This window comes from uncultured Flavonifractor sp. (genome assembly GCF_944387675.1).
Taxonomy (GTDB): Bacteria; Bacillota; Clostridia; order Oscillospirales; family Oscillospiraceae; genus Flavonifractor.
The window spans coordinates 1-11,933 of record NZ_CALXFV010000071.1 but is presented as its reverse complement, the minus strand read 5'-3'; the positions used below and the strand labels follow the sequence as shown (position 1 = coordinate 11,933).

Here is an 11,933-nt window from a genome sequence, read left to right as displayed (position 1 = left end):
ATGGTGGACGAGAAGCAGCTCTCTTTTACCCCCGCCGTGGAGATTTCTTTCATCCGCCCCAGGCACCAGAAGTATATCGCCGTTGCCATTGAGGGGCAAGCGTCCTCCCCGTCCCTTTCCCAAGCCCAGAAGATGCGGGAGCTGGATAAGGAGGGAAAGCTGAACGGCGATGTGATCGACGGTATTTTGAGTGAGGAAAAGAGGGAGGTTGACAAGGTGATCATCAACAGCGCCGAACTGGAAAAGTATTTTGGCAAGGACAAGTCCCCCCGGGAGATGAAGGACACCATTCTGGCCCTGCTGGACGAGTGGAAGGAGAAGCAGCCTCCGGAGCTGGGCAAGCCCGACAAGAAAAAGGACATGGAGAAGTAACCGGCCTTGGGACAACTTGTCCCGAGGTCTTTTTCGTTCCCTCGTTCAAGGCTCTTGGGGTTTATCCCCCGTCGCCGCCTATTACACGGCATGGCCGGGCGCTGTCCGTCAAGGGTGCGTCGCACCGCCGCCCTGCGGCGGCTTGCCCTTTGCGGGCGGCCCCGGCTGTGCCATTCCCGGGGCGTGACGGGGGTATATCCTCCAGAGCCGCCCCCTTTCCCATGAATGGGAAAGGGCGGGGGGATAGGGTTGAACACCATGAAACGGAGGTTTTCTATGAAAAGACCCCTTGCCTATATTACCGCCGCATGGTGCGGCGAGGACTACAAAAACACGGAACAGGCGGCCCGGTACTGCCGGGCGGTGTACGAGGCGGGCTTTTCGCCCATCTGCCCTACGCTGTATCTGCCCTTGTTCCTCAACGACGCCGTTCCCGAGGAGCATAAGAGCGGCATCGACATGAGCCGAGACCTGCTGCGGCGCTCCCATGTGCTGGTGGTGTGCGGCCAGACCGTTACCGAGGCCATGAAAAACGACATTGCCGTGGCCCAGCGGCTGGGGATCACCGCCACAACGCTGGAGGGCATCCTCACCGTCAAAGGACAGGGGCGGCGCTGATATGGATACCCCGTTTGAAGCGTATGTCACCAACTTGGGGAAATACAACGAGGGCAGACTGGTAGGCGAATTTCTGAAATTCCCCACTACCACCGAGGAGGTGCAGGCCCTCTTAAAGCGCATTGGCATTGATGGGGTGCGGTATGAGTGGGTATAATCTCATGGGCGGAAATGTACGACACGGCCAGCGTGGAGGCCAAAAAAATGATTGTGAGCTGCTTAATCAAGCGGGTCGAGGTCTACCGGGACTACAAACTGCACATTGACTTCAATATCGACTTTGAGCAGTTTACTGGTGGGCTGGACATCGTGGCGATTGCAGCATAAAAACAAAAGCCTATCTCCAGCAGGAAATAGGCAAAGAAAAAACTTGCCTTGAAGCAAGACAAGTTATCTAAGAATATCCAGCGCACCCTATGGTGGAGATAAGCGGGATCGAACCGCTGACCTCTTGAATGCCATTCAAGCGCTCTCCCAGCTGAGCTATACCCCCATATTAGAGGGTGCGCTGGATATTTCTTATTCAATTTTTGGAGGGGTGCGTAACCGCTTCAACTGGGCTCCCAGCTGAGCTATACCCCCAGATCGGTTTGTGTCGCAGCCGCTCTCGCAACCGACGAGGGTTATTATACTAGGCTCAGTCCGGTTTGTCAACTACTTTTTTCAGATTTTTTAAATTTATGATTGGGGCGCGAAATATGCCTATCTGCCGTGCTTCTCCTTCAGATACTGGTCCATGGCCTCCGCCGCCTTCTTGCCGGCGCCCATGGCCAGAATGACAGTGGCCGCGCCGGTGACGGCGTCGCCGCCGGCGTATACGCCCTCCCGGGTGGTGGCCATGGTCTCTTCATTGGCAACCAGACAGCCCTTCCGGTTGGCCTCCAGGCCGGGGGTGGTGGAGCGGATCAGGGGGTTGGGGCTGGTACCCAGGGACATGATGACGGCGTCTACCTCCAGCTCAAACTCGCTGCCGGGTACCTCGATGGGACGGCGGCGGCCGCTGGCGTCCGGCTCACCCAGCTCCATCTTGATGCACTCCATGGCCCGGACCCGCCCTTTGTCATCTCCCAGAATCCTCACCGGATTGTTCAGGAAGTGGAACTCAATGCCCTCCTCCTTGGCATGGTGGATCTCCTCCACACGGGCGGGCATCTCTGCCTCGCTGCGGCGGTACACCACGTATACCTTCTCCGCCCCCATGCGCATGGCGCAGCGGGCGGCGTCCATGGCCACGTTGCCGCCGCCCACAATGGCCGCCTTCTTGATCTTCTTGATGGGGGTGTCGTATGTATTCAGATAGGCCTTCATCAGGTTGATGCGGGTGAGATACTCGTTGGCGGAGTACACACCGGCCAGTGTCTCGCCGGGGATCCCCATAAACATGGGCAGACCGGCGCCGGAACCCACAAACACCGCCTCGTAGCCGTCGGCAAACATCTCGTCAATGGTATAGGTCTTGCCCACCACCATGTCGGTCTCCAGATCCACACCCATGGCGGTGAGCTTGTTCACCTCGTTGGCCACAATGGCCTTGGGCAGACGGAACTCCGGAATGCCGTACACCAGCACGCCGCCGGCGGTGTGGAAGGCCTCAAACATGGTCACCTGGTAACCCAGCTTGGCCAGGTCGCTGGCGCAGGTCAGGCTGGCGGGGCCGGAACCCACCACCGCCACCTTGATGCCGTTGCTCTCCGGCTTCTCAGGCATCTCGTTGATGTGCTCCCGGTACCAGTCGGCCACGAACCGCTCCAGCCGCCCGATGGCCACCGGCTCCCCCTTGATGCCCCGGACACAGTACTTCTCGCACTGGCTCTCCTGGGGACACACCCGGCCGCTGACACCGGGCAGGGCGTTGGTGTCGGAAATAATCTCATAGGCGGCCTTGAAGTCTCCGGCGGCCACCTTCTCAATAAACTCGGGAATGTGGATGTTCACCGGGCAGCCGCCCACGCAGGGCTTGTTCTTGCAGTGGAGGCAGCGGGTGGCCTCCTCCACGGCCTGCTCGGCCGTATAGCCCAGGCAGACCTCCTCAAAATTGCGGCTGCGCACCTGGGGGTCCTGCTCCGGTACGGGAACCTTGTTCATACTCATATTCGGCATGGTCCTTCCGCCTCCCTCTCAGCGAATCACATCATGGGCCAGCTGCTCCATCCGGCAGGCATGGCGCTCTTTTTCCTCGGCCTCTTCCCCGCGGTACACCGCGTTGCGGCTCATCAGCTCGTCAAAATCCACCTCGTGGCCGTCAAAGTCGGGTCCGTCCACGCAGGCAAACTTCATCTTGCCCCCCACCGTCACCCGGCAGCCGCCGCACATGCCGGTGCCGTCGATCATGATGGGGTTGAGGGAGACGATGGTCTTGATGCCGTACGGCTTGGTCACGGCCGAGACGAACTTCATCATGGGGATGGGGCCGATGGCGATAACCACATCATACTGATTTCCGGCGTCAATGAGGCTCTTCAGCTTGTCGGTGACAAAGCCCTTTTCCATATAGGAGCCGTCGTCGGTGGTGATGTACAGGTTGTCGCAGGCGGCCTTGAACTCCTCCTCCAGAATCACAATGTCCTTGGAGCGGAAGCCGGCGATGACATCCACCGCCACGCCCTGGGCGTGGAGGCTCTTGGCCTGGGGATAGGCGATGGCGCAGCCCACGCCGCCGCCTACCACACACACCTTCCTGGTACCCTCGGGCAGCTCGGTGGGCAGGCCCAGAGGACCCACGAAATCCTTGATGTAGTCCCCCTCGTTCAGATCCCCCAGCAGCTGGGTGGTCAGGCCCACCTTCTGGAAGATGATGGTCACCGTTCCCCTCTCCCGGTCGTAGTCGGCAATGGTCAGGGGGGTGCGCTCCCCATACTCATCCACCCGCAGGATGATGAATTGCCCCGCCTTTGCCTTTCGGGCAATCAGAGGCGCCTCCACCTCCAACAGAGTGACGCTGGAGTTGAGAACCTTCTTCCTTACGATTTTTACCATTGTCCTCCACCTCTCAAAACATACAGATTCCTAAAATTTTATTAGAGCACCATAATTATTTTTAGAATACCACCCCTTGCCCCACTTGTCAATGCTATCCAGCCACCTTTTTAATCATATTTCTCACTTCGCTCCCAGCACCGCCAGAAGATGCGCAGGGTAAACTCCCCCTCTTCCAGCGCCGCGGTGACCCGGCAGCCCATCCGCTGGGCCAGCGCCTTCACAATGGCCAGACCCAGGCCGGTATTGCGGCCGGTGCGCATCTTGTCCGAGGTAAAAAATCGGTCGAATACGTGAGGAATATCCTCCGCCGTCAGCTCGTCGGTCTGGTTGCGGAACAGGCTCACCACCCAATCCCCCTCCTGAAACAGCCGCACCTCCATCCGGCCCCGGCCGTGGTCCAGGGCGTTGCGGATCAGGTTGGTAAACACCCGGAGTACCGCCCCCTCGTCTGCCGGTACCGGCGGCAGATTCTCAGCCAGCTCCACAGTCATGTGGAAGCCCCTGTCCATAAAGTCGTTGTAAAAGGCCGCCAGCAGGCCGGAGAGGCTGGCGTGGAGGCTGACCGGCTCCCGGGCCAGCGGATATTCCCCGCCTTCCAGCCGGGAGAGGTCGTAAAAGCCGGTAATCAGACTCTGGAGGGCCTTGGCGCGGCTCTCCACAACGCCCAAATACTCCCGCCGCTCCTCCTCCGGAAGGTCCGGCGCCTCCAGCAGCTGGAGATAGCCCAGAATGGAGGTCAGAGGGGTGCGCAGGTCATGGGAGATGTTGGAAATCTGCTGGCGGAGCGATTTTTCCCGGTCCCGCCAGGCGGCCTGGTCCATGCGCCGGGCCTCCAGGAGGGCGTTGACCTCCTGGAGCAGTTCCTCCGCCGCACCGTTCGGCACCGCCAGGCGTATCCGGGTCGAACTTCCCGTCTGCTCCAGCTGTCTGAGCTGCGCCGCAGCATCCCGCAGCGCCCGCCGCTGGGTCCACACCCACCAGCCCAGTCCGGCACAGGCGGCGGCCAGCAGAACGCAAAGTACAATCACATTTCCACCCTCCCCGGACAGGCCAAGGGCGCGCCTGACGTCCAGGCGCGTCCCACGGTCATTTGATTTCTTTTCGGAAGAAATAGAACAGAGCGGCGGCGGTTCCTGCTCCGCCCCAGCCCAGGCCGATTCCCCAACACCAGAGCTGGTATTGCCAGGTGAGCCAGCCGGACAGATAGGGTGGCATCAGCAGAGTATAGGGCATCAGAATGGCCTGCACCAGCGGCGGCAAGTTCCCGCCGGTCAACAGGGCGGACAGCACCGCCAGAATGGGCTGACCCACAAAAAACAGCAGATAATAGACCGCCATCCACACAGCAGTGCTGGGAAAAGCCATTGCCATGGCGTGGCACAGGGCGAACATCCCGCACCACACCGGCAGAGCACCCAGCAGACAGAAGCCCAGCACCGTCAAAGCCTCCCTCTCCTCCCTCGGGTTGCCGTGGGACAGGAGGGGAAAGCAGAGGAGCAGCAGGCCGGCCAGCAGGAGGGCGCACAGAGCCGCACCCATCAGCAGGCCGGCCAGCAGCTTGCCGCCGTAAATGCGCCCCCGGCTCAGGCCAAAGGAGATCTCATTTTTCAGGAACTCTCCCCTGCCGCTGTCTACCACCTGGGCCAGCAGAGGCACCACCAGCATTCCCGTCAGCATGGTCATGCTGGCGCCCGCCACCAGCTCTGCATAGGTGGCGCTGCTCATCAGGATTCCAAACAGGATGGTACACAGAGCCAGAAAGAGGGTCATACCCCAGGCGATCCGGTGGCGGAGGGCCTTCCACAGCTCCGCTTTGATATAATTGAGCATAGGCCCTCCTCTCTCGCCGCCCGGCCGAATCAGTGAATTTCTTTTTTCTCAAAGGCGGCCAGTCCCACCGCAATGGACAGCAGGAGCAGACCCAGACCCACCAGCCAGCACCGGCCTATATAATTCCACTGAAACGCCATATCGGGCAACGTTTCCAGCATAACTGTGGGCATCAGCTGGCGCACCGTCTCAAACACGGGATGTACCAGCAGGCCCATGACCTGGAGGATCCCAGGCACCACGCCCAGCAGCCCTACCGCCGTAAAGGCGGCCAGGGTGGAGTTGCGCACCAGAAAATAGCAGACCATGGTGACGCCCTGGGCCGCCAGCCACAGGGGAAAGGCCCCCGCCAGACAGTAGCCCATAAGGAGCAGAGCCGTGCCATCCTGCCCATTGTGGGGAAACAGCAGCCAGCACCCCGCCGAGTACAGCCCCAGCATAACCGCCGCAGCCAGAAGGGATACCAGAGCAGATACGGCCAGCTTGCCCAGATAGATTCGTATCCGGGTCAGCCCGTAGGCCACCTCGTTTTTCAGGGTGTTCTGCTTGTACTGCTCGGAAAAAACCATGTCGCAGGTGAGGAGGGGGGCGTATGCCCCCACGGTCAGCATGGCCGCCGCCGTCACCAGCACGCTGTAAAAGTCCATGCCGGTGTTTCCGTTGACCAAGGTGAACCAGCAGCCCCACAGTAGCAGCCCCTCCAGGGCCAGGACCACCAACAGGGTAACATAGAGGTATCTCCGCCGGAAAACTTTATAGCACTCGGCAGTCAGATAGTTACGCATGGCGGACACCCCCAATCATGGACAGGAAGTAGTCCTCCAGGTTGGCCCCCCGGCTCTCAATGGACAGCAGGGCCGCGCCCCCCTCCACCAGCGCCCGGGCCACATCCTGGGGCTGATCCAGACAGCAGTACAGCCGGATCACATTGCCCGGGAGTACCTCATAGTCCCGGACACCCAAGGCCTTTTCCAGAATCAAGGTGGCCTGGGAGGCATCATCCACCCGCGCCTCCAGGCAGGCCCGGCATTTCTCCTGAAGGGCCGGGGCGGAAATTTGCTCCAGCATCACCCCGTTGTCGATGAAGCCGTAGCAGGTGGCCAGGTTGGCCAGCTCGGGCAGGATATGGCTGGAAATGAGGATGGTGGTCTGCTGCTCCTGGTTGAGCCGGATCAGCAGGTTGCGAAACTCCACAATTCCCTCCGGGTCCAGGCCGTTGATGGGCTCGTCCAGCAGCAGAAAGTCCGGCCGGTTCATCAGCGCCAGGGCCAGGCCCAGCCGCTGCTTCATGCCCAGGGAGAAGTTTTTGAAGGTCTTCTTTCCGGTATCCGCCAGGTCCACCGCCTCCAGCACCTGGTCCACCGCCTGGCTGCCCGGAATACCCCGCTGGAGGCGGTAGTACTCCAGGTTCTGCCGGGCGGTGAGGTAGGGGTAAAAGCTGGGGGTCTCCACCATTACCCCCGTGCGGGCGCGCATGGCGGAGAGTTCCTTTCCGCCGGTGGCGCCGAACAGGTTCAGCTCCCCGCCGGAGGGCGGGGTCTGCCCCGTCACCATCCGGATCAGGGTGGTTTTACCCGCCCCGTTGCGGCCCACCAAACCGTAAATCTGCCCTTTCTTTACCGTCAGGTCCACCCCATCCACCACCGGGCGGTTTCCATACCGCTTGGTGAGTCCCCGGGTGACCAGGATTTCTTCTGTCATACGGCATCAGCCTTTCTGTTGGATTGTGATGCCAGTATAGCGGCAAGTCAATAACCCCGCTTTAAGTAAAGGTGAAGAAAGTCTTAATCACACATCTTAAAGCCAATGCCCCAAACCGTTTTGATGTACTCCGTGGGACTGGCCTTGGCCAGCTTGGCGCGGAGGTTGGAGATGTGGACGTTCACCGTATTGTCGTCCCCCATGTAGGTCCCCTCCCACACCTGCTGGTAGAGCTGTTCCCGGGTAAACACCTTTTTGGGATGCTCCATCAGCAGGGTCAGAATGTGAAACTCCCGGGCGGTCACCGCCACCGGCTTCCCCGCCGCAGTCACCGTCACGCTCTCCTTGTCCAGCACCAGATCCCCGTGGGTGAGTATGCTGCCCCCCGCCGCACGGTCAAACTGCCGGTAGCGGCGCAGCTGGGCCTCCACCCGGGCCAGCACCTCGGCATTGTCAAAGGGCTTGGGAATGAAGTCGTCCGCTCCCAGCCGAAGGACATTGACCCGATCCTCCAGCCCGGCCTTGGCGGAGAGGACGAGAATGGGCATGGTCTTGCGCTGGCGCAGCTGGGCAATCAGCTCCTCCCCCGTCAGGCCGGGGAGCATCAAATCCAGCAGAATCAGATCATAGTCATACTGCCCCGTCCACAGGGCGGCTTCACTGCCGGAGTAGGCCGGGCGGCAGTCATAGCCCGCCCCGGTCAAAATCCGGCACAACAGCTTATTGATATCCGGATCGTCCTCCACCACCAAAATATGATAGCTCTCCATGTTCCTTTCCTCCTGAACGGCCCGTTACCGGACCCGCAGGCGGCGGGCCAGCTCCGGGTCAGGGTCCACCACAGCAGTCTGGTAGGTGGTGTACACCACCATCCCCGGCCGGGCGCCTGCCGGCTTTTTCACGTATTTCACCGGCGTGTAGTCCACCGGTACCCGGGTACTCTCCCGGGCCTGAGAGAAGGTGGCGGCTAGAATGGCGGCCTCAGTGAGGCTCTGAGCATCGGCCTCTCCCCCCTCCAGCCACAAAATCACGTGGGAGCCGTGAATTTTCTGGGTATGGAGCCAGATGTCGCTCTTATAGGCCATCTTGGTGGTAAGCTGGTCGTTCTGGCTGTTGTTCTTCCCCACGGTGATCCGCAGGCCGGCGGTGGAGCGGAATTCCATGGGCTTGCCCGCCACCCGCTTTTCCCGCTTGGCGGCGGTCTTGCCCCGGCGGAGATAGCCGGTGTCGGCCAGCTCCTGCCGGATCTCCGCCAGATCCCGCTCCCCCTCCGCCAGCTCCAGATTCTCCAGCACGCTGTTGAGATACTCCAGCTCCCGTTCTCCCTTTTCCATCTGGAGGGTGAGCATCTTTTCCGCTGTCTTGGCCTTGTTGTACTCCTTATAATATTTCGCCGCGTTCTGCTGGGGGGTGAGCAGGGGGTCCAGCCGGATCTCCAACTCCCGGCACTCCGGGTCATAGAAATTCGCGGCGCACAGCACCTCCATCCCCCTCTCCATCCGGTGGAGATTGGAGGTAATCAGATCCCCTCGCTGCCGCAGCTCCTCCCGGTCCAGGGTGGCGGCCAACTCCCTGGCCTGATTGGCCAGCTTCCGGGCCGTCCGGTCCCGGGCGCTGGTCACCGCCTTCACCAAGTCCTGGCCCCGCTGACGTACCCGTTCCGCCGCTTCCCGCCGCTCATAAAAGCCGTCCAGCAGGGCGGAAAAGCTCTCCTGCGGAAGGCTCTCCGTCTCCGGCCCATACTGAAGGATAGGCAGGAAGGTAAAATCCACCGGTTTGCCCGCCCGCACCAGTAAATATGGTGTAAAGTTTTTCTCATTTACAATCTTGCCCAGACTTTCCAGGGCGGCGGGCAGGTTTTCCGCCCCGCCGGCGCGGAAGGCAATTTCCCGGGAAATCAGGGGAGAAAGTCCGGAAAAGGTGTCTAATATCAGCTTATCCTCCTCTTTTTTCGTTGGATTTTCCAGGGTCTCCACCAACGCCCGCCTATTAAGTGTAAACGGATTTGCCTTGTCAGGCGCAGGCGGCCGCCGGTAGAACAGTCCGGGGAGAATCTGCCGCTGGCCCCGGGACAGATCCCCGTCCACCCGGCGGATGGCGTCCAGAATCCGCCCCTCTCCATCCAGCAGGATCAGGTTGGCGCTGCGGCCCATGGCCTCCAGCACCAGGCGGCGCTCCACCCGGTCCCCCAGCTCGTCCAGGGTCTCCAGCCGGAAGTCCAGAATCCGCTCCAGCGGGGGCTGGTCCAGGGACAGAATGCGCCCCCCCAGCAGATGCTTGCGCAGCAGCATACAGAACATGGGGGGCTTGTCCGGATTCTCTCGGGTGAGGGTGGTCAGGTGCGCCCGCGGGTGGCCGGGATTGGCGGAGAGGAGCAGGCGGACGTTCTCCCCCTGGCCGCGGAGGAAGAGCACCACCTCGTCCCGGGTGGGTTGGTAGATTTTGTCCACTTTGGCCCCCACCACAGCGGGGCGGAGTTCCTCCGCCACGGCGGTAAGGCACAGGGCGTCTAACGGCATGTCTCTTCCTCCTCCATCATCACGGCAAACAGCTCATTCAGCCGCTCTGTCCGCCCCTGGAGCCACAGCCAGCCGAACAGGGCCTCCAGCCCGGTGGCGGCCTGGTAGTCGGACCGGGTGGCATTCTGGGGGACGCTGTGTGGGCTGACATTGCGGCCCCGGCGGTATACGTCCCCCTCCGCCTCGTCCAGCAGAGGAAGGATTTTCTCCACCGCCCTGGCCTGGGCGGGGGCGGCCACATAGTGTACCGTGGCCCGGTGGAGGCCCTTGGAGGTGGCCTTGCCGTGGAGGCACAGCCAGGAGCGCACCATCAGCTCAAACACGCCGTCCCCCAGGTGGGCCAGGCCCAGGCTGCTGATGCCCCGGATGGTATCGGGCTGGGCGTTGAGGTGGAAATAGTCTGTCATAGGTCTTTTCCTCGTATCTTCTGATGTAGATGCGATGCAAGTATACCGCAAATATGGGAAAAATACAACTACTCCGGCCGGGGGCAGCCACCGGCGCGGAAGGGAAAGGCGGCGTAGTACGCCCCCTCCAGCCGGGTCACCCGGGCAAAGCAGAACAGGGGAGTCAGGGGAAAGGGGCGGTCGGTCCGAAAGGGATAGGCCAGGGTAAAGCCCCCCTCCTCCCTGCGCAGCAGGGCGCCTCCCTTTCCCGCTGCGCGGACCAGCAGCGGCTCCCCCAACAGCTGGGCGGGGTGGGCGGTCCAGGTCCAGCCCGGCGGGGCAGGCCGGGACGGCGCTCCCCGCTGAACCCGGTAGGTCAGCGCCGCCTCCGCCCCCACAGGCGGCCAGCCTCCCTGCCGCTCCAGCTCCGCCCGGCCCAGGGTCCTGGTCAGGCGCAGCACGCCCTCCTCCGGCACAAAGGTCCCCAGCAGGACCCGGCCCTCCGGACCCAGAAGCCAACCTTTATAGAGGCCTTTTTTGTCATCAGGCAGTTCGCCACAGCACTCCGCCCGGCCCTGACTCTCCCGGACATTCAGCCACCCTCTGCCGTCCAGCAGAGAAAACCGCCGTTCCATATCCCCGCCCCCTCTCCCTCCAGTTTATGCGGAGGGCGCGGGGAAACATACGAAAAGGGGGCGCACCGTTCCGTGCGCCCCCTCGCTGTTCCTATTGAATGGTATAGCTGCCCCGCACCATGAGGGTGACGGCGGTGGAGGCCTTCACACCCCGGCCCTCAATGGTACCCAGATAGAGGTGGTTGGCCTTCAGGCTTCCCCCTCCCGCCAGGGTGGAGCCGTCGGTCATGTCCACCAGTCCGGGGGAAGAATCGGACACACAGGTGGCGGTACCGGTACGGAGCAGAAATTCACAGGCCGCGCCGCCGGTGAGGGTCTGCCCCGGGGTGAGGGTCACCACCTGGTAGGCGCCGCCGCCGGTCTGGCTGCCGGAGCCTGTCCCGCCGGAGGCGGACAGCTTACCCGTCACCTCCTCCACATACGCCTCCGTCACGCCGGCCAGCTTTTCCTCCAGCTCGGTCTGGCGGGCAGATATCTTGCTGTCCACCTGGGAGAGGATGGAGGGGGTGACCTGCTGCTCCAGATAGCTCAGGGTGATGAGGGGGTCGGACTGGCTGCCCTGCTGGCCGGCAGCCACCGCAATTCCCACCAGAGCCAACGTCACCAGGCCGCCGGAAATCAGACGTACGGGCCATTTCTTCTGCTTCATATGTACCTCCATTTCAAATGTGGGGCCGCCGTTCAGACGGCCCCACGCTCTTACACCAATGTGTCCGTGTGCAGTCCGAAGCTGACCGCGATGGCGTTGTCCACCCGCTGCATCTGCGCTTCGTCCAGCCGGCCCATATGCTCTCTCAGCCGCCGTTTGTCCAGTGTCCGGATCTGTTCCAGCAGCACCACCGACTCCTTGGGCAGTCCGTAGGTGTTTGCCGAGAGCTCAATGTGGGTGGGCA

At 61.8% G+C, this 11,933-nt stretch carries 14 protein-coding genes, 1 tRNA gene and 2 pseudogenes; 4 read left to right on the top strand and 13 right to left on the bottom strand.

Annotation, left to right across the window (positions count from 1 at the left end; translation table 11 throughout):
* The 4 genes and pseudogenes from Q0J74_RS07805 to Q0J74_RS07790 form a co-directional block, all read left to right on the top strand.
* Nucleotides 1-372: pseudogene (locus tag Q0J74_RS07805) on the top strand (DNA-binding protein); the annotation flags it as partial.
* Between the two features lie 276 nt (nt 373-648).
* Entirely contained in the window at nt 649-990 is a 342-nt protein-coding gene (locus Q0J74_RS07800; RefSeq protein WP_297212966.1) for a hypothetical protein, read from the top strand.
* 1 nt (nt 991) lies between these two features.
* Nucleotides 992-1,144 (top strand): annotated as a pseudogene (locus tag Q0J74_RS07795) (antirestriction protein ArdA); the annotation flags it as partial.
* On the top strand, nt 1,138-1,317 hold the full coding sequence (locus Q0J74_RS07790) for a hypothetical protein (protein ID WP_297212964.1): 180 nt from the start codon (nt 1,138-1,140) through the stop codon (nt 1,315-1,317). The pseudogene Q0J74_RS07795 and the gene Q0J74_RS07790, both read left to right, overlap by 7 nt.
* Nucleotides 1,318-1,407: 90 nt before the next feature.
* Here Q0J74_RS07790 and Q0J74_RS07785 read toward each other — a convergent pair.
* From Q0J74_RS07785 to Q0J74_RS07725, 13 genes are all read right to left on the bottom strand, one after another.
* Nucleotides 1,408-1,483, bottom strand: a tRNA-Ala gene (locus Q0J74_RS07785).
* Nucleotides 1,484-1,692: 209 nt separating this feature from the next.
* Entirely contained in the window at nt 1,693-3,090 is a 1,398-nt protein-coding gene (gene gltA, locus Q0J74_RS07780) for an NADPH-dependent glutamate synthase (RefSeq protein WP_297212962.1), read from the bottom strand.
* A gap of 18 nt (nt 3,091-3,108) precedes the next feature.
* On the bottom strand, nt 3,109-3,966 hold the full coding sequence (locus Q0J74_RS07775; protein WP_297212960.1) for a sulfide/dihydroorotate dehydrogenase-like FAD/NAD-binding protein: 858 nt from the start codon (nt 3,964-3,966) through the stop codon (nt 3,109-3,111).
* Between the two features lie 110 nt (nt 3,967-4,076).
* Nucleotides 4,077-4,997 (bottom strand): sensor histidine kinase, encoded by a 921-nt coding sequence (locus tag Q0J74_RS07770; protein WP_297212958.1) that lies wholly within the window; start codon nt 4,995-4,997, stop codon nt 4,077-4,079.
* A gap of 58 nt (nt 4,998-5,055) precedes the next feature.
* A complete protein-coding gene (locus Q0J74_RS07765) occupies nt 5,056-5,799 on the bottom strand; it encodes a hypothetical protein (protein WP_297212956.1) in 744 nt (247 codons plus the stop codon).
* 29 nt (nt 5,800-5,828) lie between these two features.
* Complete coding sequence (locus Q0J74_RS07760) at nt 5,829-6,584, bottom strand: ABC transporter permease (protein ID WP_297212954.1); 756 nt, start codon at nt 6,582-6,584, stop codon at nt 5,829-5,831.
* A complete protein-coding gene (locus Q0J74_RS07755) occupies nt 6,577-7,500 on the bottom strand; it encodes an ABC transporter ATP-binding protein (protein ID WP_297212952.1) in 924 nt (307 codons plus the stop codon). The genes Q0J74_RS07760 and Q0J74_RS07755 overlap by 8 nt, the downstream gene beginning before the upstream one ends.
* Before the next feature lie 83 nt (nt 7,501-7,583).
* Entirely contained in the window at nt 7,584-8,270 is a 687-nt protein-coding gene (locus Q0J74_RS07750) for a response regulator transcription factor (protein WP_297212949.1), read from the bottom strand.
* Between the two features lie 24 nt (nt 8,271-8,294).
* Nucleotides 8,295-10,019 (bottom strand): Rqc2 family fibronectin-binding protein, encoded by a 1,725-nt coding sequence (locus Q0J74_RS07745; protein ID WP_297212947.1) that lies wholly within the window; start codon nt 10,017-10,019, stop codon nt 8,295-8,297.
* Nucleotides 10,010-10,426 carry a Mini-ribonuclease 3 gene (locus tag Q0J74_RS07740; protein ID WP_297212945.1) on the bottom strand — a complete coding sequence of 139 codons (417 nt, stop codon included), beginning with the start codon at nt 10,424-10,426 and terminating at the stop codon, nt 10,010-10,012. The genes Q0J74_RS07745 and Q0J74_RS07740 overlap by 10 nt, the downstream gene beginning before the upstream one ends.
* 68 nt (nt 10,427-10,494) lie before the next feature.
* The gene (locus tag Q0J74_RS07735) at nt 10,495-11,040 is read right to left on the bottom strand and encodes a hypothetical protein (protein WP_297212943.1); all 546 of its coding nucleotides are present in this window, start codon (nt 11,038-11,040) and stop codon (nt 10,495-10,497) included.
* A 91-nt stretch (nt 11,041-11,131) separates the two neighbouring features.
* The gene (locus Q0J74_RS07730) at nt 11,132-11,689 is read right to left on the bottom strand and encodes a hypothetical protein (protein ID WP_297212941.1); all 558 of its coding nucleotides are present in this window, start codon (nt 11,687-11,689) and stop codon (nt 11,132-11,134) included.
* A gap of 50 nt (nt 11,690-11,739) precedes the next feature.
* Nucleotides 11,740-11,933, bottom strand: a 194-nt coding sequence (locus tag Q0J74_RS07725; protein WP_297212939.1) for a type II toxin-antitoxin system PemK/MazF family toxin, incomplete at its 5' end; no start/stop codon positions are given.